Source organism: Paenibacillus alkalitolerans (assembly GCF_016482785.1).
Lineage (GTDB): Bacteria > Bacillota > Bacilli > Paenibacillales > YIM-B00363 > Paenibacillus_AE > Paenibacillus_AE alkalitolerans.
Map to the genome: position 1 here is coordinate 78,898 of NZ_JAEMXM010000008.1, position 25,904 is coordinate 104,801.

The following is a 25,904-nucleotide window of genomic DNA, read 5'->3' on the forward strand; positions in this document are numbered from 1 at the left end:
AAGGCGATTGAACAGGTGCGCTTGTTCCACAGTGAAACACGATAGTTCACGGATGAACTACGCTGTGCGAAAACCATTGACAACGCTTACATATGTGTATTATGATTTTGAAGAAACGTTTTAGCTAAACGTTACAGCAAAACGTTATAGCAAGCTGAATAGCTTACTAGGAGCGCGAGCAAATGTCCAGTATTAAAGAAATTGCAAAGTTGGCGGAAGTGTCTTTAACCACCGCATCCATAGTTATTAACGGGAAGGGGGACCAATACCGAATTTCAGCTCAAACGCAGCAGCGAATCCTCGAGGCGGCACGCACGTTAAATTACCGTCCCAATATTTCGGCAAGGCGGCTTCGAAGCGAAGGAGAAACGGTATCGCCCGTCCTGGCTTTGTTCTGGACGTTAGATACAAGAGCATCGCTAATCGGGCCTTTCCTTAAAGGAGTACAATTGGGAATGCGGTCATTGGATTCGGAATACGAGCTGTTAATCCAGCCTTATGTAAGTTCCAAAATTAATGAAGTGAACAGCTTGCTGACCGGTACGCGGTTTAACGGAGCCATTATCGCCAATGCCTCGGAAGAGGATGAACGGTTTTTAAATGACGCGCAAATAAACGTTCCGATTGTTTTGTATCAAAGGAACTCGGACAAATACTGCTCGGTGAACGTCGATAATTACCGCACCGGGCAGGAAGTGATGAGGTTGTTCCATTCAAGGGGCCACAACCGGATCGGTTTGATCAGTCCGGATATTTCTTCCAGGGCTATCCGCAACCGAAAAGAAGGTTTTCTAGACACAGTCAAACTGTACGGGATAAGCGTTGATCCGGACCACATTGCTGAAGATGAATTTTCCGAAGAAGGCGGTTATCAGGCGGCCAAGCGAGTGCTCGATTCAAAGGAACGCCCTACCGCCATATTTGTCCTCAGCGATCAGATGGCTGTCGGAGCGCTGCTCGCCTTAAGGGAGCATGGCATCGAGGTTCCCCGCGATATTGAAATTGTCGGACATGACAATTACGAGAATGCGCGGTTTGCGGTGCCTCCCTTGACCACGGTTAACCTGCCCGTCGCCGAGATGGCGGCGGCTAGCGTCCAAATGCTGGCGAAATTATTAAGACATGAGATTCAGCCGGCGGTGTCTCAAATGTTTCAGCCGTATCTGGTTGTACGGGACACATGCGGGGGGTTTTTATCGGGTGAGAAGAGTGTGTTGCAGGCTGAAAGGATTGACTTAAATATTTAACATTAGGGGGAGCACGGATATGGGGAAAAAAGGATTGCAAATTCTCGGCGGCGTGATCATAGCAGCTCTCGTCTTGGCAGGTTGCGGAGGCAGTCCGGGCAAAGTAAACAACGATGCCGGACAGCAACCGGCTGCCGGAACGGATACCAAGGAAGATACGGGCAAAACGTTCACTTTAAAATTCAGCACTCAGAGCGTTCCTAATGACGCCCATACGAAAGCGCTTGAAGTATTGAAATCCGAGGTTGAGAAAAGCACCGACGGCCAAGTGAAAATTGAAATACACCATTCGGGCTCTCTCTTTAACCAGGATAATGAAGGTAAAGCATTGCAAAGAGGCAACCTGGATATGGCCTACACATCGGCGCCATGGTTGTCGGAACAAGTCCCTTATTTGTCCATGTTTACCGCAGGGTACGTCTTTAAAGATTACGACCATATGACGAAGGTATTAAACGGAGAAATCGGCAAGAAGGTGTTCGACGACGTTGCCGCAGCAACCGGAATGCGGCCTCTTGGAGCCTTCTATCTCGGATCCCGGCAGTTGAACTACAAAGACATCGGCAGAGACATCATGAAGCCCGAAGACTTGAAGGGCGTCAAACTGAGAATGCCGAATACGCCGTCGTGGCTTTTCCTGGGCAAGTCCCTTGGCGGCAATCCGACTCCGGTCGCGTTCTCGGAATTATATATGGCGCTTAGCTCGGGTACGGTAGATGCGCAAGATAATCCGCTGCCGACCGTGTTGAACGCGAAGTTTTACGAAGTCGCGAAGAACATTAGCTTAACCGGTCACGTGGTGGATTCCGTCTGGCCAACGATCAACGAGAAGGTTTGGGAGGAAATGGGCCCGGATCTGCAAAGCAAAATGCTCGAAGCGGTAGAGAAGGCCAGACAATTTTGCGATGAAACGAACCTGGAGGCTGAGGGAAAGCTTGTCGATCAGTTTAAAGCGGAAGGCATAAATGTGGTCACTCCGGATGTGGAAGCATTCAGGACGCATGTCCAGAAACAATATCTTGAGAATGAAGAAATGGTGTCCACGTGGGACATGGATCTTTACAAGAAAGTACAAGACATGGCGAAATAGTACGGGTTGGCGGGCATCCTTCCGCTATAGGGCGGGGGATGCCTCCTATATTGGAGGTGCTTCTTATGACGAAACTCCGAAGACTGGGCAAATTTTTGCTCGATTTGTTTGAGATCTATATTCCCGCCGTTACATTCGTGATCATGTTCCTTGCGTTCATTTTGCAAATCGTTACCCGTTATTTCTTCAACAATCCCCTCAGTTGGCCATATGAAGTGAGCGTGATTGCATTCGTATGGACCGTTGTTCTTGGAGCGTGCTATGCCCGCAGGCGGAAGGAAATGGTGGAGTTTGCCGTCGTATTCGATATGTTCCCCAAGAAAGTGCGGTATATGTTGAATATCTTTGGAAACGTAATCGTGGCGGTCGGGTTAGCTGCGGCACTGTATCCCGTATATGACTATATTCAGTTTCTGAAAATCGAGAAGTCAACGATATTGCGCGTCCCGTTTAATATCGCTTTCTTTCCGTTCTTCATCATGATGCTCCTGATGATCGGACATTCCCTCCGCGATATTGCAGATTCATTATGTCAACTTAGAAAGGGAGAACAGATATGAGTATGGCGATCGGGATTCCGCTGCTGCTGTTTGTCATATGCTTCTTAATCCGCGTTCCCATCTCGCTTGGAATGATCGCAACCGCCGTGGCTTACTTTATATTGACAGGCAAAGACATGGGGTTGCTTGTAGATAACGTTATGTACAGCCTGTACTCCTCCTATGTACTCATCGCCGTTCCTTTGTTTGTATTTACCGCGAATGTGATGAACAACGGTGCGATTTCGGACAAGGTGTTTACGTTCGCCAACGCATTGGTCGGGCGTTATAGAGGCGGGCTCGGCCATGTAAATGTCGTTAACTCTCTTATATTTTCCGGTATGACAGGCTCGGCGGTTGCAGATGCCGCGGGACTTGGGAAGATGGAAATCGAGCACATGAAAAAACACGGCTACAGCGGCGGGTTCAGCTGCGCGATTACGTCCGCTTCGGCGACGGTAGGCCCTATTTTCCCGCCAAGTATTCCGATGATTATATATTGCATGCTTTCCGGGGCCTCTATCGGCGCGATGTTTGCGGGCGGGATCGCTCCGGGTCTGCTCATTTGCATTGCGCTCATGCTTTATATCGTGTATATCGCAAGGAAAAGAAACTATCCGGGAGGCACACGCTTTACGCCGGCTGAATTCCTCCGTTATACGATAGTGGCGTTTCCCGCTTTGCTCGCTCCGGTCATTCTGCTGGGCGGAATTTACGGAGGCGTCATGACGCCCACCGAAGCGGGTGCCGTAGCCGCTTTCTATGCCTTGCTTATCTCCATTTTCGTATACCGTGTGCTGGGTTTTAAGGCGCTCGGCCGGCTATTGAAAGAGACGGTAGCTACGGTGGGTAATTTGGGGTTATTGGTCGGGGCGGCGTATTCTTTTTCATTCATCGTCGCGTCCGAACATATTCCAGGCATGGTTTCGAACCTGATCTTGGGCATTACGGACAATCCGTACCTTTTCCTGTTGATTATCAATATTTTGTTTCTCATTCTCGGCATGTTTATGGATACGTCCGTCATTATGCTTGTGTTTATTCCGATCGTGATTCCTATCGTTACAAGCATGGGGATTGATGTAGTGCATTTCGGGGTCATGATCGTGCTCAACATGATGATCGGCCTGTCCACTCCGCCGTTTGGAATGCTGCTGTTTATTTCTTCAGGAGTGTCCGGAACGCCGCTGAAAGAAGTTATTAAAGAAACGATGCCTATGGTTTATGTCATGATAGGAGTACTGCTCCTCATTGCATATGTCCCTGAAATTGTTCTGTTCGTTCCAAGGTTATTAGGCTTTTAACAGCTCGCACACATGGAAGTAAGGAGACGATGACCGCTATGAAGCATCTATACGGTGTAACGACTGCAATGGTAACTCCATTCGATGATAACGGACGGGTAGATTTGGGACGGGTAGAGAAGCTTACGGAATTTTTAATATCGAAGGGCGTTCATTGTCTGTACCCGCTCGGCACGACGGGAGAAATGTTCAAGCTTTCCGTGGACGAGAGAAAAGCTGTCGCGGAAACCGTCGTTAAAACTGCGGCTAATCGCGTAACGGTATACATTCATGCAGGCGCCATGACGCAAGAGGACACCGTTGAGTTGGCCCGGCACGCCGCGGAAGTCGGGGCGGACGGGATCGGCGCCGTAACGCCGGCATTCTTCGGGGCAAACGATCGTGAAATAGAGCGGTATTATGCGGCGGTAGCGTCGAGCATTCCGGCGGATTTCCCGATGTACCTGTACAATATCCCGCAATGCGCGGCCAACGATTTGAAAACGGAGGTCGCACAAAGGGTGGCCGACAAATTTGCAAACGTCATCGGAATCAAATACAGCTATCCCGATTTCTTGAGAACGAACGAGTATCTTGACATTAACGGGGGCAATTTTTCCGTGATGCATGGCACCGACCGGCTCTTTCTTCCCGCTCTGGCGATGGGGTGCGACGGGACGATATCCGGCATTTCCTGTGTGTATCCCGAACCTTTTGTAGCCGTTTATGACGCTTTTAAAGAAAATGACCTTGAAAAGGCAAGGAAAATGCAGAAGATAGCCATTCAATATTGCGAAGCATTAAGGAACGGAAGCAACATGGCGTTCTTTAAGAGTGCGCTGAAGCTGAGAGGGATAGACGCAGGGCATATGCGGGCTCCCCAATTGGATTTAACGGAAGAGGAGGCGCGGGATCTGGAAACGACACTAGCGGGATTTAATGAGAAAGTGCGGTTGGTGTTTGATCTTTAGGGGGATTGACATAATCAAGAATATGTGAGTTTCATGTAGATAGGATACTGAATTGAGGACTGTGAAGGGTGAGGGATTGATGGAGCAGAAGGTGAACAGTGATGAAGTGTTCCGACAAAATGGAAGCTCGTAACATGTTGCAGTCCAAGCTTCTGATTGCGGAAAAGCAGGTTGCTGAAGGAGCGGAGTTGATTGAACACGATCAGGTCATAGCAACAATGCGGAGGAAAATGATTGCCGCCAAAAAATGAAAAATTATTTGATTCAAGAAAGGAATTAAACCATGTTACGGGATCGTTTAGCAGAAGCCATTCAACTGCGTGAAGAGGGACGAGCGAAGCAAGATCAAGCTATTTTGGAGAGAGCTCGAACGCTCCTGTTAGACTTGGTTGCCGCTTACCCGGATGACGCCGAGATCAACTTTCAGACAGCGGTGGCGCATGATAATTCGGGTTTAGGACGAGAAGCTATTCCGTTCTATGAACGGTCTCTCGAGCTAGGGCTCGCCGGCCCTGATCTGGAACGCGCCCTGCTTGGACTGGGAAGCACGTACCGTTATCTAGGCTATTATGAGCAAGCGGAAGAAACATTGCGCAGGGGCGTGAGAGAGTTTCCCGATAATAGGGCACTTCAAGTATTTCTTTCAATTGCTTTGTACAATACTAAGAACTATAAGGAGTCGACGGAACTTCTTTTGGCCAACTTAATGGAGACCACCTCTGACGAAAAACTTCAGTACTTCAAACGGCCGATTGTATTCTATTCGCAACACCTTGATGAAACATGGTAATAATCTTAATACATTCAAGTTAACCGCAAATTAAAGGCCATCCCGCAATGGATGGCCTGTTTTCTTTGTAAGTCCTACTGTTCAGCAACCGGAAGCGTCAGAGCGAACGAGCTTCCTTCTTCCGAACTCTCCAGTAAAACCAGCTGACCGCCCTGGGCTTCGGCGAGCAGCCTGCTGAAAGCCAGACCGAGACCGAGGCCGCGCACGGCCCGTTTCTTGCTCTCCCCTCGAAAGAACCGCTCGAATATGAAATTCCGCTCGGAAGGCGGGATGCCGCACCCGTTGTCGCTGACGACGATTTCGGCGTATCCGTCGTTCCGGTCGCGCAAGGCGATGCGGATATCGAGCGGGCGGTCCGGATGCTTGGATTGTACGCTATTATTGAGCAGATTGACCAATATTTGTTGGATGCGGAGCGGATCGCCTTCCACTTCTATAGTTTGTTTGGGGAGCGAAAGCTCGGGTTCGCGGACGTCCTGGCCTTGATGCAGCGACCATTGATAGGCGATTTCGGAAATCAGTGCGGACGCCTCAATATGTTCACGGCGAATTTGAATGTGCCCGGCGGCCAATGCGTTGTAATCAAGCAGGTCGGCGACCATCCGTTCCAGTCTGCCTGTTTCTTGAAGCGCGGCCTCGAGGAATTCTTCCGCTTCTTCGTCTGTCACTACTTTTTCTTTGACCGCGTGGACGAGGCCTTTGACGGATGTAACCGGTGTTTTCAACTCATGCGTCAAGCCGGCTAGCATAAATTGGCGGGAATGCTCCAATTGCTTCAGCCTGCCCGCCATCTCCTTGAACGATCCGATCAGCTCATTGAGCTCGCGTTCCTTCGCATTCTCCTGCAGCCGAATATCGTAATGTCCGAGGCTAATCTCGCGGGCGGCCGACGCCACATTGAGGATCGGGCGCGCCAGCTTTCTGGAGAGCAAATATATCGTCAGCCATCCCAGCAAGGTAAGACTGAAGAGCAGCAAGCCGAGCGCCCATCTTACTTCGGGCATGTTGGTCAATGACTTCGTAGGCTGCAGCAGCGCCACTTGTCCGAGCTTGGTGCCGTTATATTCAATCGGAGCCGTAACCGCCTTGATTCCGGGCTCGCGCGCCTTGTCTAGACTGTCGTTCAGCTTCTTCCGCAAATCCGCTTGCGTGATCGGATCGTTAGAGTACACAAGCTTGCCGGCCTTGTCGGTGACGATGACGCAAACCCGTCCAAGCTTGAAAGAGCGAGTACGTTTATCGATCAATTCACTAAGGTCCGGCGGCACCGTAATTGCGTTCGAACCGCCGACGCGGTCGGCGATTTCCTGCGCAAGCAGCGCGACCGTTTGCAGGCGGCTGTCCAATGTTTCCCGTTGTGTCCACCAAACCGAAGCGGCGGCAAGCGCCAACAGTCCGATACACAGAATGACAAAATATCGTATTGTCCAGTACGACAATATGGAGGTTTGCTTCAGCTTTCGATCCAAAATTGATACCCCGTTCCCCGAAGCGTCCGAATTTCCCCTTCTTCCACAGGCCAATGGGACAGCGCCTGCCGAATCCGCTTGATCGACAAATCGACCGCTCGATCGCTTCCTTCATAATCGGCACCCCATACATATTCAATAAGCTGCTCCCTGGTAAACGTCCGGTTCGGGTATTCCGCAAGAAAGAGCAGCACGGCCAAATCGCGAGGCATCAATGTGACTTCAGCGCCGTTGAGGGAGACGCGCTGAGCAAGGAAATCAATGCTCAAGCGTCCGAACCGCCTTTGCCTCCCGCCGTCCGTCCAATGCGCCGGGCGCCGCAGCACCGCTTGAACGCGGGCGACGACTTCTTCGGGAACGAACGGCTTCGGCATGTAATCGTCCGCGCCGCCGTTCAGTCCGGTGAGCCTGTCGTCGATCCCGTCTCGCGCCGTCAGCATGATGATGGGACAGCTGCTCGATTCGCGAATACGGCGAAGCACCTCCCAGCCGTCCATATGAGGGAGCATCACGTCAAGAATAACGAGAGCAGGCGGTTCCTTCGAGAACAACTCCAACGCTTGCCGTCCGTCGGCTGCCGGCGTAACGCCGAAACCGGCATTCCGCAAATAGGCGGACAACACGCGTGCGATAGAAGCTTCGTCTTCGACAACCAGAATCGTTTTCAACGGAAACTTCCTTTCGTGCGTGATGCCCCCATTGTAGCAACCGAATGTCACCCCGGCAATAGCCCTCATATCGTCCGGATACGCTTAGAGTTTCGACATTTACATTTTTCTCCTTTCGACATATGTTGGACATATTCAGCTGATACACTATTCTGGCGATAGTCGGGACGGGCGTCCGGCAAATATACAGGAGGGAAATCATGAAATGAAGAGGAAACAAATTTATTTATTGGTTTTAATGATTGTGGCAGTAGTTGGAATCGGCGGATATGCGGCTTTTGACCGCTTTGTAGGGAACAATGTGGACATTGAATCGGTAATGGCTCCAATCGAAGAGACGGCAGGCGGAGGCGAAACAGCCGAAGCGGCCGGAGCAACGGAAGCAGGAGCAGAAGCGACGGACACAGCCGCCGCAACAGTAGCGCCTGAAGACGTAAACGGCCAATGGAGCATAGCGGACGGCTCGAAAGTATACTGGTCGGTCACAACGTCGAAAGAAACGGTCAACTTCGTGAACGAAGCGGTCACAGGCGCTTGGACCGTTGATCTGAACGACGCGGCGGCCATGACAGGCGAAGGCGTCCTCGATATGACCGCGCTTCAATCCGGAAACGGCACACGCGACGATCATGTGAAGACGAGAGAAGATTTATTGGATACCGCGACATACCCGCAGGCGACGTTCAAAGCAGCAACCTTCTCGGCGCTCCCGGCGGAATGGATCGAGGGAACCGCTTTACCGCTGCAGATTACAGGAATTTTGGTCGTGAAAGGGAAAGAAAAAGAAGTGACGTTCGATTCGGAAGCGATGTACCGGGACGGACAACTCCTTCTGTCCGGCAAGACAAAGGTGACATTTGCCGACTTCGGCATGACCAGCCCGCATACGGTCGTTCTAGAGACAGAGAACGAACTTACGGTGCAGCTAGAACTGGTATTGAATAAAGCATAGTATGCAAACAACAATGAGGGCCTCTAGACGAGGCCCTTATAATATGATAGGCAAAAATGTCCGCTCTCGAAACATGAAAACTTTAAGCGAGTTTTCAGGAACAATCAACCGCCGGGCGTGTATAATTCCGGATAATGGAGAGGAGAGATGAATGATGAAAAAACACAAACTACTTGTCGTTTCGTTACTGGCAGCTCTATTAATGATAGGGGGCTGTTCTACGGGCGGTTCCTCCGAGTCGCCAAGCGACAGCGATACGCCGCCAGCCAATAACGAGTCGGCTGGAACCGGCACCTCAGAGGACGATAACGAGTCCGCAGAGACTGACACTGCAACGGCAACCAACGATACCGGGTTGACCCGGGAAGCCACTCAAGGTCCCTACTACGTAACCGGTACCGGTGAGTTGACGGACGGCAATCTGAACTATGACAACTTGCCGGGCGAAAAGATCAAAGTGCAAGGATACGTCTATGCGGGAGCAACGGGCACAACGCCGATCGCGGGCGCCAAAGTCGAAATATGGCATGCCGACGACAGCGGCAATTACCATCCGAACAACAACGGCCCGGCCGGCAACTATAGTGAAGATGAGATATCGCTGCGCGGCTATGTGCTGACCGACGAAAACGGATATTACGAATACACCACGATTTACCCTGGCGAGTACACGGGGCGTACGCGGCACATTCATACCAATACTACGGCGGACGGTTATAAGGGCGTGATTACTCAGTTGATCATTCCGAATCTGGATGGCGACCGGATGACCGCCGATCAGGACAATATCGCCCAAAGCTTGCCGGCATATAACCAAGTCACGTTCACCGATGTAGACGGTGTGCCTATGACTACTTTTAATTACAGACTCGCCGCGAACTAGCATATGAGAAAAAACATAGCTCCGCATACGATTATTTTCGGCGTTATAGCTGTTGCGGTGGTTGCCGGCGTCATTTATGCCCTGTTTCCGAAAACAGCCGCCGGCGAGACTGTCATCTCGGCCAGCGGCAGAAATACCCACGGGCAGTTGGGCAATTATTCGACCGGCGGCACGAGCAGCATGATTGATATTTCTGAAAAGGTGTCGCAGGCGGCGGCCGGATTTGACCATGCGTTAGTGCTGACGGAGAAAGGCACGGTGTACGCTTGGGGCGACAATACGTATGGACAAGTCGGCATAGACAGCGCAAAGGGAATTGTCAGCGGTCCGCAAAAAATTGAAGGGCTTCCGCTCATTACGGAAATCAGCGCAGGGTTCCGCCATAGCATGGCGCTTGACGCGGACGGGAATGTTTGGGTTTGGGGCAATAACATCGCAGGACAGCTCGGCACGGGCGACCGGGGCGACCGCCGGAAACCGGTAAAAATCAGCTTGCCGGACACAGCCTCCGGTATATCCGCCGGGCATCGTTTCTCATTAGTGACGCTTGATAATGAAAAGGTATACGGCTGGGGCGCCAAATGCAAACAAGACACCAAACGGACATTTGCCGAACTGTTGCAGCTGATCGGCCAGTCTGCCACAGGAATCAGTTACTATGTCGATGCCAATGCGGATCCAAGCAGCAGCGACACGCAAGAGCTTTGCGAGTTTCAGGGCTTTGTCGCCGTGAGCAGCCTGACGCCGGTAGAAATTCCCGAACTGGCCGGAAGCACTCAAATTGCGGCGGGCTTCGGCCATGTGTTGGCACTGCAGGCCGACGGCACGGTCAAGTCCAAAGGCTGTAATGCGTACGGACAGTTGGGGTATCCGACGGCTGACATTGTACCGGCCGAGACGATACCGGGGCTGACGGACATTGTGGAGGTTGCGGCCAGTACACGACACTCCTTGGCGCTTGACGCACAAGGCAAGGTCTGGGCGTGGGGTGCCGATAACTCCGGGCAGCTGGGAAAAGATCTCGGCAACCTTGAAGGAGTGTTTGAACCCGAAGCTGTCGCGGGACTGCCGGCGATTGCGAGCATTGCCGCCGGACACGACTTCTCCCTTGCGCTCGACGAAGAGGGACGCGTTTGGGCATGGGGTGTGAACAAAAACAATCAGGCGCCCGGAATTGCTGCGACCGACTACAATTCCACACCGATGCTCACAAATCTTTCGAATGAAAGCCAAATTATAGCAGGAGGGGCCTTCATTCTGGCCTATTAAAAAATGAGGATAACCGCAAAACGAAAAACCGCCGCATTTTTATCCCGTAATGTCATTATTTTATCGATTGTCAGCTTTTTTACGGATATCGCAACCGAGATGCTTTATCCCATAATGCCGCTTTACCTGAGCGATATCGGTTACGGAATCATTCTAATCGGTTTGATCGAAGGCATTTCGCAGCTTGTCACCGGTGTGATCAAGCTCGCAAGCGGAGTGTACTCCGACCACCTGCAGCGGCGCAAAGGCCTGGTGAATGCCGGTTATACGATTTCGGCGCTCGCCAAACCGCTGATGGCGCTCTTCCCGACTTATTGGGCGATTTTTGGCTTCAGGCTGCTGGATCGATTTGGCAAAGGCATACGCAACGCACCGCGTGACGCTTTGCTCGCCGATGCATCCACCCCTGTCAATCGCGGCCGGGTATTCGGCTTTCATCGCGCCGCCGATACGCTCGGCGCCACGCTCGGTCCGCTTATTACATTGGCGATTATGTATTTTTATAGCGAAAACATTACGCTGATTATCGGTCTGACGGTTATTCCGGGCGTTGCGGCAATCATTGCCGGTTGGTTTATTAAAGAACCGGGCAATAAGACGGAGCTGCCTGCCGTAGAGAAGGCAGGTATGAGAGGGCTGTACCGCCGATTGCAGACGCAATACCGGACGGCTTCGCCCAATTATAAACGCGTACTGTATCTTATTACGATCATTACGTTGATTAAGAGCACCGACATTTACCTGCTGCTGCGCGCCCGCGAGCTCGGTCTGAGCGATCTTCTGATTATTAGCGCTTACGTAGTTTATAACCTGACAGGCACATTCATTATCTATTACCTTGGCTCGCTAGGCGATCGGATCGGGTTTGCGAAAACTTTTGCCGTAGGTGCATTGTCGCTCGCCGCGACGTATATGCTGCTAAGCCAAAACGAACTGCCGCTCTTGCTCGTCTTTGCCGCATTCATCATCTATGCGGTGTTCCAAAGCGTCTACGAAGGATTAACGAGCGCCTGGATTTCGCTGCATATAAAGCAGAAAGACCGCGCCTCGGGACTTGGCGTCATGATGGCATTTCAGGCAGCCGCCACACTTATTGGAACGCTTGCGATCGGTTTCGCTTGGACGGGGTTCGGCGCTAAAATCGTCTTTGCCGTTACAGGATTACTGGCGGTTGCACTCGCGGCTTACCTGTTTCTTACAAATCAACGTGATTATAACAGCATGACGGATTTCGGCCGCAAACCGTACGTGGAAGATATAAAGAAGTTGACGATTGAAAACGAAAATTTCCGCACCGCGGTTTGGACCGGCCAGCAAATGCAGGTGACGGTCATGTCGATTCCCGTAGGCGGAGAAGTGGGCCTGGAAGTGCACCGGAATATCGATCAATTTCTGCGAATTGAGGATGGAGAGGCCATCGTGCGGATGGGACCGCGCGAAGACGAGCTTTCTTTCGAGCGGCATGCGCAAACTGACAGCGCCATTATGGTTCCCGCCGGGATGTTTCATAACGTCATCAACACCGGCAGTAAACCGCTCAAAATCTACAGCATTTACGCTCCGGCCGAGCACCCGTACGGAACGATCCATAAGACGGCCGATCAGGCGGATCGCGAGGAACTGGCGGAGCTGCTGGAAGACGATGACTGAAAAATATTATGAAACGTACCGCAGGGCGCCCTTTACATGCGGTCAGGCGCCGGGAGTCCGAGCACGTTCAATGCGTCTCCGAGCGTTTCTTTGAATTTGGAGACGAGCCAAAGCCTTAACTGCTTCTTGTCTCCATCCGCTTTCAGAATCGGGCAAGCCGCGTAGAAGTTGTTAAACAGCGTTGCCAGCTCATGAGCGTAGTTGCATACAATGTTGGGAGACAGTTCGATGCAGGCCGTATATAAAGTATCCTGCCAAGCAGCCAAATGCCTTAGCAAAGCATACTCTGATTTATCCAATTGATTGATCTCATCGGGTATCGCCGGCTTCATATTGTGTTCGGCTGCGGCTTTGCTTACTATATTTGCCGCCCGGGCGTGGGAATACATTAAGTAAACGCCCGTGTTGCCGGTTACTTCGGTCGCCTGCTGGATGTCAAACACAACCTCGGTCAATAAGCTGAAGCGAAGAAGATAATAACGGATCGAGGCGGCGGCAATCGCTCTGCTCGCTAAACCGTCTTTATCCGAACGCTTATTTTCGATGACACCTTCCATAATGTCGAGCAAATCCGATATTTTAATTCCGATCCCTTGCCGTCCGGACATGGCGTATGAAGCTTTGCCGTCCGAGGTGTCTATTCCAAGCTCCTTCGCCGCTCCCGGACTTAATGAAACGACGCCGTAGCTCACATGGCGAAGCTTCTCCGCTTGTTGCGCATAGCCTAAGATTTCAAGCGCCTGTTTGACCATCGCTTGCGGATATTGCTGCCTGTGGTCGATGACATTGATCACGATATCCGCTTTCCCGAAGGATGAATCAGTCCCGCTGCTGTGGGTCGTCCATAAACCGTCCGAAAATCGTTTATACAAGAAGTCTTTATCAAGCAGCCCGAATTTCCATAGATGATAGGCGATATCTTTCGCCGTGTAGGTCAATATGCCGTTGGAGCGAACGAGCACTTTGTCCGTGCTGTGTTCGGAACTATCGTTCTCTTCCGTTTCGGATGAAGGCTGCTTTAATACCCAACACCCTTCCAGCTTTCCGGAGCTTTCCCGATAAAATTGCGGAGTTTGTTGCAGCAGGCTGAAAGCAGAAGCCCAGAATCCTTCTCTCACAATATTGCTTTCCCACACCAACAAATCATAGTTGATTCCGAACTCGTTCATCTCTTCGAGATGCTCGCGTACAATCTGTTCAGCTGCAATGAACCCGATCCAAGAGAGGTTCTCGTTCCCTTCCTCAAGCGAGTGAAGCACTTTAGTCCTTTGCTCCAGCAGCTCGGGATTATTCTCATACTCTTTATTGACTTTAGAGTAAACATCCCAGCAAAAGTCGCCGAAACGCGAATGTTCCTTCTTGTGGGGAATGTTCAATACACCTACAACAGTGTCAGCCAGCTGATTTCCCAAGTCATCGATGTAATTGTGGACTTCCACGTTGTATCCGGATCTCTTTAACAGCCGCACCACCGTGTCGCCGATACATGAATTTCTTAGGTGTCCGATGTGAGCCGATTTATTGGGGTTGATGGATGTATGCTCAACGACCGCCTTTTCACCGGTACCTGCAGGCAATGCGAATTCTCGTTGAGCCCATTGCTTCCAATCGAGATGCATATTGATAAATCCCGGAGGAGCGACTTCGATTTTTGCAATCAAGTTATCAATGCTGCCTTGTTGTTCGAGTTTGCTCTTCAACGCTTCGGCTATTTGTAGGGGCGCCTTGCGCAACGCTTTGGCAAGTTGCATGGCAACATTCGTCGAATAGTCGCCGTGCTCCAAGTGAGCGGGTTGTTCCACATTGATTTTTATGTCAGCGGTAAATTTGAGACCCAGTTCGTGAAAAAGACTTTCCACCGCTCTCTCTATTCCGTTGATAATAGCCAGGCTGATCATTAAAAAACCTCCTTGAAAAAAATAAAAGCCATCGTCTCCATTAAGAGACGAAGGCTCATCCGTTCCGTTCGCGGTACCACTCTTGTTGTTAAACTTGCGTTTAACCACTCATTAAGATAACGGTCTTAGCCGTGACTTCCTACTGTGACATTCGGAAGCCATTCTCATGGGCCCGCTTCACTGTTAGCTCCGTACCGGCTCTCACCATCCCGGCTCGCTTGAACTTATGCCGACAGCTACTCTCCCGGTCATCGAATTTGCGATATTTTGTCAATATTATAACCAAATCGAAAAAAAATCAATTTAAAAAAATGCAGCGAAAAGTTATTTCATCCTACCAAATTCGATGGACGATTCCATTTGGCTCATTGCGTCGCTGCCGATCAGCCCGAGCCGCCATATGGCGATACCTTTCAAGCCGTATCGCTTGGCGAGTCCTGTCTTCACGTGGACCGAATTCACATTTTCGCTTGCCAACGAAATGCCGAGCACCAATTTTTCTTTCGCGGTTTCCTTCAACGCCAACCTGATTGCTTCATCTACTTTGTTGTCGGGTTCCGGACTTTTTTCGTCTTCGTAAGCATATGCCATTATGATCAATTCGTCGGCGAGGTTCCCCAAAGCGGCATAGTCGTAGCCCTTATATGGTCCGTTCAGAGGATGGACCGCTATCGCAAGTTTAAGTCCAGATTGCTTCGCGCGATCCGCTGCATTTTTAACGAAAGCATTGTATTCCGCTCTAACCGTTGTTTTGTCACCGGTGAGTCCGAGTCCCTCAAAGTCGAGCAATACGCCTTTGAAGCCGTTGTCGGTCGCGGCTTGTATTACCTGGTTGATCAGGTTTTCCTGCTTTTCCTTGTCGGCCAGCACGCCTGAAAGCTCCAAATTTGCATCCCCTGAGAACACCATTAGGTATGGCGTCGAGCCGTTAGCGTACGTATCTTCAACCAACCGCTCCGGCGTGTAGTCGCCGGCCGGTTGAGGCCACTTGAAGTCGTTGCCTTCCAGCGTAAAACTTCCGCCGGCATCGAGCCTGCTCCATCCGAACGCGACCGAGTCGAATTTCGAAATATAAGAACGTTCCGAAAAGGAAGAAATCGCGTAGAAACCCAGTGTATACATCGGTTCTTTGGGCGAAACGATCGTCACTGTTTTGGCTGCTCCGTTCCATTCGACTATCGCTCCGAATTGGCGGCTGAAGAAGCTGATCGGGATCAATGTATGCCCGCCGGCCGAACGCGGAGCGACGGCGAGAAGCTCCTCTTTCCCGTTCACCCATGCTTTCTTGTCGCCGAGCTTCAACACGATTTGTTTTGTATCTTTAGTTGCGGTAATGCTTTTGTGTTCGGCATCCCAAACGACGTTCACTCCAAGCGCTTCCGATATGGAGCGGAACGGCACGAGCGTTGTTCCATTCTCCACGACAGGCTCCGCGGCGAAAGGCAGAGGATAGCCGTCAAGCATGATGCCGATCTTCCCCGCTGCTGCCGAAGCCGCATGCGGCGCCGCTGCAGCATGGACTGCTGCCAGCGCAAGCATCGCGCACGCCAACAATTTTCCCCAACGTTTCATCGTTTCTCTCCTCTATCTGCTTCTATTAATTACTATATGAATGTAACAGAATCGATAGATTCGGACAACAAATTACTCAAAACATACCGATATTTGTAAAAGCGCACGCCATTTTGCAACAAGGTATAGAGGCATGTGGCTTGATTCTACTGAAGTTGACGCCGGCGGAAACCGTCGCCGAAATTATACGCCGATCGCGGGATGAAGTACTCATTCTATAATTTGCAGCGTTTTGCCGATGCGTTACTGGAAAAACGAAACTGAGTAGCGTCGTGCAGGCAAAGCTGGGGCGCCCCGGTGCTCTTTTGTCCGGGGCGTCTTCATTCAACAGCAGGGGACTTAACTGACTGTAATTGTCAGGGAATAATTTGTACAATAAGTGCAACTGCCAAAAAAAAGGATGGTGCATATGGCTAATTTCGGAATGAGCGGTAAAATAACCGCACTCGAAGGGCAACGCGACGCGCTGCTGCAAATTTTATTGGAAGCCGCGGAAGCGATGCATTCGGTTGAAGGCTGCGAGATGTATGCCGTGAACATTTCAGAGTCGGATCCTGATTCGGTGTATGTGATGGAGTTGTGGCGGGATCAGGCGGATCACGCGGCTTCCCTCGCTCTAGAGTCGACAAAGGAGCTTATTCAACGGGCCAGACCGATAATTGCCGGCATCGACGGAGTCAAGCTGCAAGTTGTCGGCGGCAAAGGGGTTTGAGTGCGGAAAGAAAGCTTGCCGTCATTATTGAGAATCGCAGTGCGTCATATTTTGAATTGATGTCGATTTGCCGAATGGCTTATCCGGCATTCCGAGAATCGATTCATGGGCATACCGTCCGCCTCCGCAGCCTGATAATAAACCAATCAGCAAAAACAACAAAACGAAAGTCAAACCGATTTTCTTAATCATTCGAATCCCTCCAATCTCTCTTCTCATAAATTACAACAGAAGGTATAATCGTGTCATACGATAATACCGATTTTATTAATCGGCATTTCCGATCGGAGGGAGTTTCGAGATGGAGCTTAAGCAGTTGAAAACGTTTCGCGCAGTTGCGGCCGAGTTAAGCTTCACGCGGGCTGCCGAAGTATTGTCGTACGCCCAATCGAGTGTAACGGCGCAGATTCAAGATTTGGAGCAGCAGCTCGGCGTGCCTCTGTTCGACAGATTGGGAAAACGAGTCACCTTGACTGAAGCGGGGAAGCGGTTGTTGTATTATTCGGAGAAAATGCTGCAGCTGGAAGCCGAAGCGAGGAGCGTGGTGCCCGGAAACGACGAACCGAGCGGAACGTTGCGGATCGGGGCTCCGGAAAGCTTGTTTACTTACCGGCTGCCGCCGATATTGCGGGAGTTTCGTACGCGTTGCCCGAAGGTGGAGCTTGATTTCCAGCGGGGGCAGGTTTGCAGCGAACTTAGACGAGCAGTCATGCAAGGGTCGCTGGACGTGGCTTTGCTGCTTGATGAACCGTTCCAATCGGATACGTTGAATATTGAGCATTTACTAAAGGAACGGTTATGTGTCATTGCGGAGCCCAATCACCCGCTGACCGAGTTGGAAACCGTATTTTCCGATGACCTCGCCGGCGAAGTGCTGATTTTAACCGAGACAGGCTGCAGTTACCGGCTATTATTTGAGCAGCAGCTGCATGCGGCAGAAGTGCGTCCGGGGGTTAAGCTTGAATTTACAAGCGTCGAGGCGATTAAACAAAATGTGATGGCGGGGATCGGTATCGCGGTGCTTCCTGAAATGGCCGTAAGAACGGAGATCGAGTCGGGCCGCATGGCTGCGCTTCGATGGGCGGGCGATGAGCTTTCAGTTGTCACGCAGCTCGCTTGGCATAAAGATAAATGGATTTCGCCGGCGTTGAGAATTTTTATGGAAATCACAAACCGGCTCACCCGGGATTAGTTTCTCGGGAAGCCGGCGGTAAGCTAATAACTGAAAGGGGCTTGCCGCGGCAAGCCGATCGGCGACTATCGTGTCCCATTGCGGTTGCCACGATTGTGTTGTCCATAGCCGAAACGAGAATACCTATTAGGAGGCCGGCCACGACGAGACCGAGATTTGTTTTTCCTAGTGGCACTCTTTACAATTCCCCCTTAAATTACGGTCACATTATCCAGGTTTGCTTTAAAGCCCTTGAGAATGGCATAAGTCGGTTTATCCATCGTCGCACCGTCAAATATCGCTTTCTTAACGTCGGTTTTGAAGGATACATTTGTGAATATGGAATTTCTAAAAGAAGTTCCCCTTAAGCTGGAGTGATCGAACACGGTGCCGTTGAAAGTCAGATGATCAAAGCACACGCAGTTTAAGTCCGAATAACGAAATTCCGCGAAATGCAGCACGCTATTGTTAAAGCTCGCTCCTCTCAGGTTTGATTTAACGATATTTGCTCCTGTAAGATTGGCTCCGTCAAACTTCGCGTTATCCAGATTGCTGCACTTAAAGGTGCTCCCGGTTAAATCGGAATGGCTGAAGTCGGAGCCCTGCAAATTGCTGTAGTTGAACTTTCCGTTACGAATTTTTATGGCCACAAAATCCGAGTTTTTCAAGTTGCTCTTGGAAAAATCCATTCCGACTATTTGCTGAAGCTCTCTTGTCTTTGCGTTGATGGTTTCGATAAGCTCGGAAATATCGCCAATGGATTCGATCGTCTTATGAAACGCCGCCTCATCGTCATAGCCGTCGTTTTTTAAATCGCTCAATTTCTCCTGCAGATCATTCCTCAGTTCTTCCTTAAGCTCCTTAATTTGTTTTATGTCCTCATACGGCAAAAACACGCTGTCCAAATACCGGGTCAATTTATCGTTCATCCATGATTCCGCCTTTCTCAAATTAATTTATCTAGAATTGATTTCGCATACTCCCAGTTGTTTTTATTTTCAACATACGTTCTCTTTCCTTTGTCCGTAATGCGGTAGTATTTTCTGCGGCCGCCCTGGGTCTCATCCCCCCAGTAAGAGGTAATGTTTCCTTCGAGCTCCATCCTCTTGAGGCTTGAATACATGGTCGCTTCTTTCAGTTCATACTCGCCTCCGGATCCCGAATGCACCAATTTGCTGATTTCATATCCGTATTTATCGCCGCTCATCAGTAATTTGAGAATAATGGTGTCGGTGTGTCCTCTAAGCAGATCCGATGAGATTTTATTGTCGGCCACCCTCCTCACCTCCTTGAGTACAATGTAAATCAAATTACTATGACTGTCAATGTAATATTATGAGCGTAACAATCCAAAACAATACTTTTGCACAAAAAGAAAGACTGCCGACGGTAATGTTGTCGACAGTCACATACGCTGGCATCAGTCAGCTATATGAATTTTTAGACAGCGGCTTATTGAACCCATTCGACAACTTGTTCGATTCGCTGCCTTGTTTTATCCCGGGGTTCTTTAACCCTGTATCCGAAAGCGACCATGCAGGAGATGCCGAAACGATCCCCTTCCAAGAGGCCCTCGTCCCTTAAAATACTCTCGGCTTGATCCTTGTCGAATCCTTCAATCGGACAGGAATCGATTCCAATCAGAGCGGCCGCGGTCATCATGTTCCCCAGGGCGATATACGTCTGCCTGCAAGCCCACTCAAACATGACGCGCTCGTTGTCCAGAATCTTAAAATCCGTCTCCAAAAATCGGTGATAAATTTCCCCCTTGCGCTTGACGACTTCTTCCGGCAATTGTTGGATATTCTCCATGATGTTCCGGATATGGTCTGCATCTGCAACCAAATCCTTCTTAGTCCTTGCCAAAATGATTACAAAGTAGCTCGAGGTGGGAATCTGCTTTTGGGCTCCCCAAGTAACCGGCAAAAGCTTTTCACGAAGAAGCGGCTGCTGCACAACGACAAATTTCCATGGCTCGAAACCGAAAGAGCTTGGCGAAAGCCGGCCCGTTTCCAAAATATAATCAAAATCTTCGCGGGAAATCTTCTTCTCCGGATCAAATTCCTTGCAGGCGTGTCTAAAGTGAAAAGCGTTAAGAATTTGCTCTTTATTCATTTTGGTTCCTCCGTTCTCCGGCGTTATCAGTTGCTCCACATCCAATGTTGATTATATCGTAAATAATATATAATCAATAAGTACGCACATTTATGTTATGTAGTATCAAAATATATACTGTGGAGGGCGAAAATGAGAAACCGGAAAAGCGGATATGGGGCAAGCGGTAACGCTGAAGGCTGCCCGGTAGAATTTACCCTGGATGTGATAGGCGGGAAGTGGAAAGGGGTTCTTCTTTATCATTTGATCGACGGTAAGAAGCGGTTTAACGAGTTTCGGCGAATATGTCCTGCGATAACCCAGCGAATGCTGACCTTGCAGCTTAGGGAATTGGAGGAAGACGGAATAATTCACAGGGAGGTGTATCATCAGATTCCTCCGAAAGTCGAGTATTCTCTCACTTCGTTCGGCAAGTCGCTTGCGCCGATTATTCTTTCAATGAAACAGTGGGGAGAAGAATACAAAAGTAAAATCGTCAGAAAGGAACCTTCGTCGACAAAACGGGTTAGGGAGTAAAAGTCCATAACCCGTTTGTATGTTAGTGTATATTTGGTTTGTAGTGACCCGGAATATTGTTCATTGAAATCGACAACCGGTTCCAACCGTTAATGGCGATGATAATCATTACGAGATCGACAAACTGCTTCTCGTCGAAGTGCCGGCGGACGCGCTCGTACAGCTCATCCGGCACTCCTTTCGCAGAAACAAGAGTCACCGATTCGGTCAATTCCAATGCCGCACGCTCGGCGTCCGTATAGAACGGGCTCTCGCGCCAGGCGTTCAAACAGTAGATTCTTTGCTCGGTTTCGCCGATTGCCCGGGCATCTTTCGTGTGCATGTCCAAACAATACGCACAGCCGTTAATTTGAGACGCTCTGATCTTGATCAGTTCAATCAGTTTTTTATCGAAGTCCGTTGTTTTTACATATTCCTCGAATTGCAGCATCGCTTTGAACGCTTCTGGGGCAACACGTGTGTAATTAATGCGTTGTTTCATGAATATCTCCTCCGGTAAAAAAAAATTATTTCTCTACTAAGACAATTACCGGGTTCTATTTGTGACAACAAAAAAAGAGCCTCATTGTGGCTCTATACATAATTAAGGCACCGTAATGCGCTTAAGCTTATCGGGATTTCTTACGAGATAAATAAGGTTGACGTGTTTTCGGCTTTCATCCAAATCAAAACAAATGACTTTATCCGGGCGGCCGTCTTTGATATGCACGATTCCGCTTTGTCCGCTGACAAAAGCCGGCCGAATATCCCCTTGAAAGCCTCCTTTCGAAGCAAGACCTTCCAAAAACGCGGCCACACGCTCTTTGCTGACGATCGGATTGATTGCGGCAAGCACTTTGCCGCCACCATCGGAAATCAACACCGCGTCGTCGGTCAGCATGCCGATAAAATCACTGAAGTTTCCTGTTTTTGACGCGTCGATAAATTTCTTCACCAACCGGTCCATATGTTCCGCGCTTCGCGAAAGCTGCGGGACACCCGGCTGCAGCTTCTTCTTCACACGGCTGTATATTTTCCGGCAATTCGCTTCCGATTTCTCCAATATCTCCGCAATTTCTCCATATTCATACTCGAAGGCTTCCCTTAAGACAAACACGGCTCTTTCCACAGGTGTAAGCTGCTCCATTAAAACAAGAAGGGCGTAAGAAATCGTCTCGTTCTTCACCACCGTCTCCAAGGGGCTTTCCTCATGCAAGCTTACCTGAGGTTCGGGCAGCCATGGGCCGGTGTAAACTTCCCGGTTCTTGCGGGAAGATTTCAACAGATTCAAACATCGGTTCGCGGCCATCTTCGTTAAGTACGCTTTCATATTCGTTATGTTATCGGCGTCGAGCGGTTCGGCTTGAAGAATCACATCATGCGCGAGATCTTCCGCATCGGCCACCGAGCCAAGCATGCGGTATGCAATGGAGAAGAGCAGCGGATAGTACTGCTTATACAACAATTCCAAATCCATGCTCCCACCGCTCCTTTCCTCCGACGAAATGAAACCCGTTACGTCTATTAGAAAGGAAATTTGCGGCAAAATCAATGTCGCGCTTCCGCAGCGCCCAAAAAGTGGCTTTTAACGGTACACCTTATATTTGCGGGAGGGGGTCGGTTGAAGTGAGCGGCGGTAAGGACGACTTATCGCCGCTGACGGCTTCTTCAGACTTATTTATTATTCAAATTCCTTAACACCATCGGCATTTCCTTATCTTCTTTTTTCTTTTCCTTTTCCTTGGGTTTTTGGTCGGGGTTGGCGGAGTTAAACCTCGCGGCGTCCATTCCATCCATAATATTCATGCTCGGCACCTCCCGTCTTGTTTGAAATAGTATTTCGGAATGCGGATAGAATATACGTTGATGGTTTTACTTCCTCCTGTAATCGTATACAATCAAAGGTAAAACCGTTGAGGAAGAAGGACAGGCTGATGACTGCAAAATACGTAATCGGAGTGGATATCGGCACGACCAGTACGAAATCGGTATTGTTTTCCGCCGGCGGCTCCGTAATTTCAACCGACGGCATTGAATATCCGCTGCATTCCCCGGCGCCGGCGATAGCGGAGCAAGACCCGGAAGAGATTTTTCAAGCCGTGATCAAAACCATACATAACGCTATTGAGAAAAGTAAAGTAAACCCCAGCGATATTGTTTGCGTGTCATTCAGTTCGGCTATGCACAGCATTATTGCGATGGATAAAGAGGGTCGCCCCTTAACGAAATCGATCACTTGGGCGGATACGAGAAGCTCGGCGTGGGCCGATAAAATAAACAGCGAGATGAACGGCATCGACATTTATATGCGGACCGGCACGCCGGTACATCCGATGTCGCCTCTATCCAAATTAACCTGGCTTCGAAACGAACATCCGGAGCTCGTTGCAAACACCTATAAGTTTATCTCAATCAAAGAATATGTGTTCTATAAGCTCTTCAAGAAATATGTGATAGATTATTCGATTGCCTCCGCAACGGGGATGTTCAATTTAACTTCTTTGCATTGGGATGCGGAAGCGCTTGAGGTCGCCGGAATTTCGGAGGATCAGCTTTCCGGGCCGGTCCCGACGACGTACAGCTTGAAGGGAATGGACGAGTCTTTTGCCAAAGAGATGAATCTGCCCTCCTCCACGCCGTTTGTCGTGGGAGCGAGCGACGGAGTGTTGTCCAATCTGGGCGTAAACGCCATAGACCCCGGAGTCGTAGCCATTACAATCGGCACGAGCGGAGCGATCCGGACAGTGACGGACCGGCCGGTGACTGACCCTCAGGGGCGAATCTTTTGCTATGCGCTGACGGAAAAACAGTGGGTCATCGGCGGTCCGGTCAATAACGGCGGAATGATTTTACGCTGGGTTCGCGATCAGCTCGGCGCTTCCGAAATCGAAACCGCCAAGCGCTTGAAGAAAGACCCGTATGAGATACTTGCGGACATAGCGGCCCAAGTGAAGCCCGGTGCGGACGGGCTCCTGTTCCATCCGTACTTGTCGGGGGAACGGGCGCCTATTTGGGATGCGAACGCGCGCGGATCGTTCTTTGGGCTAGGTTTGCACCATAAGAAGGAGCATCTGATTCGGGCTGTTATGGAAGGCATTATACTTAATTTATACTCCGTATTTCTTGCATTGGAAGAGCTGATCGGCGCGCCGAACAAAATTCACGCTACCGGAGGCTTTGCAAGATCGGAACTGTGGCGCCAGATGATGGCCGACATCTTTGACAAAGACGTATACGTGCCTGAAAGCTTTGAAAGCTCGTGCTTGGGCGCCGCCATTCTCGGTTTATACAGTCTGGGAGAGGCGGATTCGCTCCGTATCGTTTCGCAAATGGTGGGCGCTTCGTACCATCACCGGCCGAATCAAGACAATGTCCGCATATACCAAGAGCTGATTCCAATTTATGTTCATGTGTTCAAGGCGCTGAAGGAAGATTACGCAAGCATTGCGGCTTTCCAGCGCAAATGGATTTAGCGCGCTTTTTGCCGGAACGGTTTTATTTCGCGTTCTTCCGCCGGAGAGGTTTCTATATTTGCACGTTCCCCCGGTTTTGGACGCTGTTCGGAGCTGAACGATTTCAACAAGGAGAAGGCCATGACGATCAGCACGACCGCTAACGGAAAGGCACTTACAATAATCGCCGTTTGAAAGCCCTGCAGTCCCCCGGAGTACAATAATATCGCGGCCGACGCGGATAAAATAAGTCCCCAAATTATTTTGACCGAGTTTGGCGGATTCAGGCTGCCGTGCGTCGTCTGCATTCCCAATACGAAGGTGGCCGAATCGGCGGAAGTAATAAAGAAGGTGCCGATCAAAATCAAAGTGACGACCGCCAGCAGTGTGGACAGCGGGACGTGCTGGTACACGAAAAATAGCGCCGTTTCAAGGCTTTGTGCCGATACCGGCAGTCCCAATACATGCTCCATATATATGCCTGTCCCGCCAAATACGCCGAACCACGCCGCGCAAACGACGGAAGGAATTACAAGAACGGCGATGACAAATTCTCTTACCGTTCTTCCTTTCGACACGCGGGCAATAAAGGTGCCTACAAAAGGAGCCCACGCAATCCACCACGCCCAATAAAAGATGGTCCACGATCTAAGCCAAGTTGCTTGCTGTTCGTCGAAGGGCGCCAGCCGCAAACCCATAACAATCAAATTCTGGACGTATCCGCCGAAGGTTGTCGTGATCAGATCCAATAAAAATACGGTCGGTCCGAGGAAAAGGAAGAAGACGAACAGAACGACGGCCAACACCATGTTGGTATTGCTTAAATATTTGATGCCCCGCTTCACTCCGGTTCCGGCGGAGAGAATGAACAGAACGGTAACGACGGCGATGATAATAAACTGTACGGCAATTGTGTTCGGGATGCCGGTCAAGTAACTTAAGCCGCCGTTTATTTGGGCAGCGCCCAAACCCAATGATGCGGCAACGCCGAAGACGGTCGCAAACACGGCGAATACGTCGACCAGCATACCGATCGGGCCTTTCGTTCTTTCTCCGAGCAATGGATATAAAGTCGCACTCATTAAGCCGGGTAGATTTTTTCTGAACTTATAGTAAGCTAAAGCCAGAGCGATGGTCGCATATATGGCCCAAGCGTGAAAACCCCAATGCAGATACGTGTACCGCAGCGCCAGTCTGGCGCTCTCGCTTGTGCCGCCTTCTCCGACGGGCGGACTGGCGTAGTGGGAAATAGGCTCGGACACTCCGAAGAAGAGCAGGCCTATGCCCATTCCGGCGCTAAATAACATAGCGAACCAAGTGGCGCGGTTAAATTCCGGTTTATCGTCGTCCTTGCCCAATCTGATTTTCCCATAGCGGCTGAAGATCAGAAATACTGCGAAAATAAGGAAGAAGGTAGCCGACAATTGAAAAAACCATCCGAACCGTTCCAGGAAGAACGATTGCAACCCGCTCATGAAGCCAATGAGAATATCGGGCCAAAAGGCCCCCCAACTCACAAAAACAACGGCTATCGGCACGGAAATCCAAAATACGGTGGAAACTTTTTTCATTTCGGGCAATGCCTCCTTTCAGACCAGTATTTCAACTTTCGTGCCGATTTATGTAGATACAAGGTAATATGGCGTGCACATCGGGTGCAGTATAAACTCGGGAGGTG

General features: G+C 50.2%; 27 protein-coding genes and 1 other annotated feature. Of the genes, 15 read left to right on the plus strand and 12 right to left on the minus strand.

The window, feature by feature from the left end; all coding sequences use genetic code 11:
• The first annotated feature begins 182 nt into the window (after positions 1 to 182).
• The 7 genes from JET16_RS14600 (at position 183) to JET16_RS14630 (ending at position 5,920) form a co-directional block, all read left to right on the plus strand.
• Positions 183 to 1,247: a LacI family DNA-binding transcriptional regulator gene (locus JET16_RS14600; protein ID WP_199616991.1), complete on the plus strand. Its 1,065-nt coding sequence runs from the start codon at positions 183 to 185 to the stop codon at positions 1,245 to 1,247.
• Positions 1,248 to 1,266: 19 nt separating this feature from the next.
• The gene (locus JET16_RS14605) at positions 1,267 to 2,337 is read left to right on the plus strand and encodes a sialic acid TRAP transporter substrate-binding protein SiaP (protein WP_199616993.1); all 1,071 of its coding nucleotides are present in this window, start codon (positions 1,267 to 1,269) and stop codon (positions 2,335 to 2,337) included.
• A gap of 65 nt (positions 2,338 to 2,402) precedes the next feature.
• Positions 2,403 to 2,897 carry a TRAP transporter small permease gene (locus JET16_RS14610; protein WP_199616995.1) on the plus strand — a complete coding sequence of 165 codons (495 nt, stop codon included), beginning with the start codon at positions 2,403 to 2,405 and terminating at the stop codon, positions 2,895 to 2,897.
• Positions 2,894 to 4,180: a TRAP transporter large permease gene (locus JET16_RS14615; RefSeq protein WP_199616997.1), complete on the plus strand. Its 1,287-nt coding sequence runs from the start codon at positions 2,894 to 2,896 to the stop codon at positions 4,178 to 4,180. The genes JET16_RS14610 and JET16_RS14615 overlap by 4 nt, the downstream gene beginning before the upstream one ends.
• Before the next feature lie 38 nt (positions 4,181 to 4,218).
• Positions 4,219 to 5,130, plus strand: coding sequence for a dihydrodipicolinate synthase family protein (locus JET16_RS14620; protein WP_199616998.1), 912 nt, complete (start codon positions 4,219 to 4,221; stop codon positions 5,128 to 5,130).
• Between the two features lie 101 nt (positions 5,131 to 5,231).
• Positions 5,232 to 5,381 carry a hypothetical protein gene (locus tag JET16_RS14625; protein ID WP_199616999.1) on the plus strand — a complete coding sequence of 50 codons (150 nt, stop codon included), beginning with the start codon at positions 5,232 to 5,234 and terminating at the stop codon, positions 5,379 to 5,381.
• 32 nt (positions 5,382 to 5,413) lie between these two features.
• Positions 5,414 to 5,920, plus strand: a complete 507-nt coding sequence (locus tag JET16_RS14630) for a tetratricopeptide repeat protein (protein WP_199617000.1) — start codon at positions 5,414 to 5,416, stop codon at positions 5,918 to 5,920.
• Between the two features lie 74 nt (positions 5,921 to 5,994).
• On the opposite strand, the gene JET16_RS14635 is transcribed toward JET16_RS14630, so the two are convergent.
• The gene (locus JET16_RS14635) at positions 5,995 to 7,389 is read right to left on the minus strand and encodes a HAMP domain-containing sensor histidine kinase (protein ID WP_199617001.1); all 1,395 of its coding nucleotides are present in this window, start codon (positions 7,387 to 7,389) and stop codon (positions 5,995 to 5,997) included.
• Positions 7,374 to 8,057 (minus strand): response regulator transcription factor, encoded by a 684-nt coding sequence (locus tag JET16_RS14640; protein WP_199617002.1) that lies wholly within the window; start codon positions 8,055 to 8,057, stop codon positions 7,374 to 7,376. Before JET16_RS14640 ends, JET16_RS14635 begins: the two co-directional genes overlap by 16 nt.
• A 205-nt stretch (positions 8,058 to 8,262) precedes the next feature.
• On the opposite strand from JET16_RS14640, the gene JET16_RS14645 reads away from it, so the two are divergent.
• The 4 genes from JET16_RS14645 to JET16_RS14660 all read left to right on the plus strand — a co-directional run bounded on the left by JET16_RS14645 (position 8,263) and on the right by JET16_RS14660 (position 12,811).
• On the plus strand, positions 8,263 to 9,009 hold the full coding sequence (locus tag JET16_RS14645) for a YceI family protein (protein ID WP_199617004.1): 747 nt from the start codon (positions 8,263 to 8,265) through the stop codon (positions 9,007 to 9,009).
• A 151-nt stretch (positions 9,010 to 9,160) separates the two neighbouring features.
• On the plus strand, positions 9,161 to 9,892 hold the full coding sequence (locus tag JET16_RS14650) for a dioxygenase family protein (protein ID WP_199617006.1): 732 nt from the start codon (positions 9,161 to 9,163) through the stop codon (positions 9,890 to 9,892).
• Positions 9,893 to 9,895: 3 nt separating this feature from the next.
• Positions 9,896 to 11,161 (plus strand): RCC1 domain-containing protein, encoded by a 1,266-nt coding sequence (locus JET16_RS14655; RefSeq protein WP_199617008.1) that lies wholly within the window; start codon positions 9,896 to 9,898, stop codon positions 11,159 to 11,161.
• 3 nt (positions 11,162 to 11,164) lie between these two features.
• Positions 11,165 to 12,811: an MFS transporter gene (locus tag JET16_RS14660; protein WP_267908700.1), complete on the plus strand. Its 1,647-nt coding sequence runs from the start codon at positions 11,165 to 11,167 to the stop codon at positions 12,809 to 12,811.
• Between the two features lie 32 nt (positions 12,812 to 12,843).
• On the opposite strand, the gene JET16_RS14665 is transcribed toward JET16_RS14660, so the two are convergent.
• Both JET16_RS14665 and JET16_RS14670 read right to left on the minus strand, forming a co-directional pair.
• Positions 12,844 to 14,709: an arginine--tRNA ligase gene (locus JET16_RS14665; RefSeq protein WP_199617012.1), complete on the minus strand. Its 1,866-nt coding sequence runs from the start codon at positions 14,707 to 14,709 to the stop codon at positions 12,844 to 12,846.
• Positions 14,710 to 14,749: 40 nt separating this feature from the next.
• Positions 14,750 to 14,970: a binding site (T-box leader), on the minus strand.
• Between the two features lie 63 nt (positions 14,971 to 15,033).
• Positions 15,034 to 16,281 (minus strand): stalk domain-containing protein, encoded by a 1,248-nt coding sequence (locus JET16_RS14670; RefSeq protein ID WP_199617014.1) that lies wholly within the window; start codon positions 16,279 to 16,281, stop codon positions 15,034 to 15,036.
• A 409-nt stretch (positions 16,282 to 16,690) separates the two neighbouring features.
• On the opposite strand from JET16_RS14670, the gene JET16_RS14675 reads away from it, so the two are divergent.
• On the plus strand, positions 16,691 to 16,993 hold the full coding sequence (locus JET16_RS14675) for a putative quinol monooxygenase (protein ID WP_199617016.1): 303 nt from the start codon (positions 16,691 to 16,693) through the stop codon (positions 16,991 to 16,993).
• Between the two features lie 24 nt (positions 16,994 to 17,017).
• Here the strand turns inward: JET16_RS14675 and JET16_RS14680 are convergent, their stop codons facing one another.
• Positions 17,018 to 17,185: a hypothetical protein gene (locus tag JET16_RS14680; protein WP_199617018.1), complete on the minus strand. Its 168-nt coding sequence runs from the start codon at positions 17,183 to 17,185 to the stop codon at positions 17,018 to 17,020.
• A 109-nt stretch (positions 17,186 to 17,294) separates the two neighbouring features.
• Between JET16_RS14680 and JET16_RS14685 the strand changes: the two genes are divergently transcribed.
• Positions 17,295 to 18,185 (plus strand): LysR family transcriptional regulator, encoded by an 891-nt coding sequence (locus tag JET16_RS14685; RefSeq protein WP_199617020.1) that lies wholly within the window; start codon positions 17,295 to 17,297, stop codon positions 18,183 to 18,185.
• A gap of 191 nt (positions 18,186 to 18,376) precedes the next feature.
• Here JET16_RS14685 and JET16_RS14690 read toward each other — a convergent pair whose 3' ends face one another.
• The 3 genes from JET16_RS14690 to JET16_RS14700 form a co-directional block, all read right to left on the minus strand.
• The gene (locus JET16_RS14690; RefSeq protein ID WP_199617022.1) at positions 18,377 to 19,093 is read right to left on the minus strand and encodes a pentapeptide repeat-containing protein; all 717 of its coding nucleotides are present in this window, start codon (positions 19,091 to 19,093) and stop codon (positions 18,377 to 18,379) included.
• Positions 19,094 to 19,110: 17 nt separating this feature from the next.
• Complete coding sequence (locus JET16_RS14695) at positions 19,111 to 19,440, minus strand: PadR family transcriptional regulator (protein WP_199617023.1); 330 nt, start codon at positions 19,438 to 19,440, stop codon at positions 19,111 to 19,113.
• Positions 19,441 to 19,616: 176 nt separating this feature from the next.
• Positions 19,617 to 20,279 carry an NAD(P)H-dependent oxidoreductase gene (locus JET16_RS14700; protein WP_199617024.1) on the minus strand — a complete coding sequence of 221 codons (663 nt, stop codon included), beginning with the start codon at positions 20,277 to 20,279 and terminating at the stop codon, positions 19,617 to 19,619.
• A gap of 132 nt (positions 20,280 to 20,411) precedes the next feature.
• On the opposite strand from JET16_RS14700, the gene JET16_RS14705 reads away from it, so the two are divergent.
• Positions 20,412 to 20,795, plus strand: coding sequence for a winged helix-turn-helix transcriptional regulator (locus JET16_RS14705; protein WP_199617025.1), 384 nt, complete (start codon positions 20,412 to 20,414; stop codon positions 20,793 to 20,795).
• A 22-nt stretch (positions 20,796 to 20,817) separates the two neighbouring features.
• Here JET16_RS14705 and JET16_RS14710 read toward each other — a convergent pair whose 3' ends face one another.
• The 3 genes from JET16_RS14710 to JET16_RS30605 all read right to left on the minus strand — a co-directional run bounded on the left by JET16_RS14710 (position 20,818) and on the right by JET16_RS30605 (position 22,580).
• Positions 20,818 to 21,276: a carboxymuconolactone decarboxylase family protein gene (locus JET16_RS14710; RefSeq protein ID WP_199617026.1), complete on the minus strand. Its 459-nt coding sequence runs from the start codon at positions 21,274 to 21,276 to the stop codon at positions 20,818 to 20,820.
• Between the two features lie 102 nt (positions 21,277 to 21,378).
• Positions 21,379 to 22,251, minus strand: a complete 873-nt coding sequence (locus JET16_RS14715) for an RNA polymerase sigma-70 factor (RefSeq protein WP_199617028.1) — start codon at positions 22,249 to 22,251, stop codon at positions 21,379 to 21,381.
• A 197-nt stretch (positions 22,252 to 22,448) separates the two neighbouring features.
• On the minus strand, positions 22,449 to 22,580 hold the full coding sequence (locus JET16_RS30605; protein WP_267908701.1) for a hypothetical protein: 132 nt from the start codon (positions 22,578 to 22,580) through the stop codon (positions 22,449 to 22,451).
• Between the two features lie 128 nt (positions 22,581 to 22,708).
• Between JET16_RS30605 and gntK the strand changes: the two genes are divergently transcribed.
• Positions 22,709 to 24,247, plus strand: a complete 1,539-nt coding sequence (gene gntK / locus JET16_RS14720; RefSeq protein ID WP_407673147.1) for a gluconokinase — start codon at positions 22,709 to 22,711, stop codon at positions 24,245 to 24,247.
• On the opposite strand, the gene JET16_RS14725 is transcribed toward gntK, so the two are convergent.
• Positions 24,244 to 25,797 carry a glycine betaine uptake BCCT transporter gene (locus JET16_RS14725; RefSeq protein WP_199617030.1) on the minus strand — a complete coding sequence of 518 codons (1,554 nt, stop codon included), beginning with the start codon at positions 25,795 to 25,797 and terminating at the stop codon, positions 24,244 to 24,246. The two genes, gntK and JET16_RS14725, sit on opposite strands and share 4 nt — an antisense overlap.
• Positions 25,798 to 25,904 lie beyond the last annotated feature (107 nt).

Coding starts and splice junctions, on each gene's coding strand:
- JET16_RS14630 (WP_199617000.1), top strand. CDS start 5,414: ATGTTACGGGATCGTTTAGCAGAAGCCATTCAACTGCGTGAAGAGGGA.
- JET16_RS14710 (WP_199617026.1), bottom strand. CDS start 21,276: ATGAAACAACGCATTAATTACACACGTGTTGCCCCAGAAGCGTTCAAA.
- JET16_RS14670 (WP_199617014.1), bottom strand. CDS start 16,281: ATGAAACGTTGGGGAAAATTGTTGGCGTGCGCGATGCTTGCGCTGGCA.
- JET16_RS14690 (WP_199617022.1), bottom strand. CDS start 19,093: ATGAACGATAAATTGACCCGGTATTTGGACAGCGTGTTTTTGCCGTAT.
- JET16_RS14650 (WP_199617006.1), top strand. CDS start 9,161: ATGATGAAAAAACACAAACTACTTGTCGTTTCGTTACTGGCAGCTCTA.
- JET16_RS14665 (WP_199617012.1), bottom strand. CDS start 14,709: ATGATCAGCCTGGCTATTATCAACGGAATAGAGAGAGCGGTGGAAAGT.
- JET16_RS14625 (WP_199616999.1), top strand. CDS start 5,232: ATGAAGTGTTCCGACAAAATGGAAGCTCGTAACATGTTGCAGTCCAAG.
- JET16_RS14685 (WP_199617020.1), top strand. CDS start 17,295: ATGGAGCTTAAGCAGTTGAAAACGTTTCGCGCAGTTGCGGCCGAGTTA.
- JET16_RS14705 (WP_199617025.1), top strand. CDS start 20,412: ATGAGAAACCGGAAAAGCGGATATGGGGCAAGCGGTAACGCTGAAGGC.
- gntK (WP_407673147.1), top strand. CDS start 22,709: ATGACTGCAAAATACGTAATCGGAGTGGATATCGGCACGACCAGTACG.
- JET16_RS14645 (WP_199617004.1), top strand. CDS start 8,263: ATGAAGAGGAAACAAATTTATTTATTGGTTTTAATGATTGTGGCAGTA.
- JET16_RS14600 (WP_199616991.1), top strand. CDS start 183: ATGTCCAGTATTAAAGAAATTGCAAAGTTGGCGGAAGTGTCTTTAACC.
- JET16_RS14700 (WP_199617024.1), bottom strand. CDS start 20,279: ATGAATAAAGAGCAAATTCTTAACGCTTTTCACTTTAGACACGCCTGC.
- JET16_RS14725 (WP_199617030.1), bottom strand. CDS start 25,797: ATGAAAAAAGTTTCCACCGTATTTTGGATTTCCGTGCCGATAGCCGTT.
- JET16_RS14620 (WP_199616998.1), top strand. CDS start 4,219: ATGAAGCATCTATACGGTGTAACGACTGCAATGGTAACTCCATTCGAT.
- JET16_RS30605 (WP_267908701.1), bottom strand. CDS start 22,580: ATGAATATTATGGATGGAATGGACGCCGCGAGGTTTAACTCCGCCAAC.
- JET16_RS14655 (WP_199617008.1), top strand. CDS start 9,896: ATGAGAAAAAACATAGCTCCGCATACGATTATTTTCGGCGTTATAGCT.
- JET16_RS14610 (WP_199616995.1), top strand. CDS start 2,403: ATGACGAAACTCCGAAGACTGGGCAAATTTTTGCTCGATTTGTTTGAG.
- JET16_RS14715 (WP_199617028.1), bottom strand. CDS start 22,251: ATGGATTTGGAATTGTTGTATAAGCAGTACTATCCGCTGCTCTTCTCC.
- JET16_RS14660 (WP_267908700.1), top strand. CDS start 11,165: ATGAGGATAACCGCAAAACGAAAAACCGCCGCATTTTTATCCCGTAAT.
- JET16_RS14680 (WP_199617018.1), bottom strand. CDS start 17,185: ATGATTAAGAAAATCGGTTTGACTTTCGTTTTGTTGTTTTTGCTGATT.
- JET16_RS14605 (WP_199616993.1), top strand. CDS start 1,267: ATGGGGAAAAAAGGATTGCAAATTCTCGGCGGCGTGATCATAGCAGCT.
- JET16_RS14615 (WP_199616997.1), top strand. CDS start 2,894: ATGAGTATGGCGATCGGGATTCCGCTGCTGCTGTTTGTCATATGCTTC.
- JET16_RS14675 (WP_199617016.1), top strand. CDS start 16,691: ATGGCTAATTTCGGAATGAGCGGTAAAATAACCGCACTCGAAGGGCAA.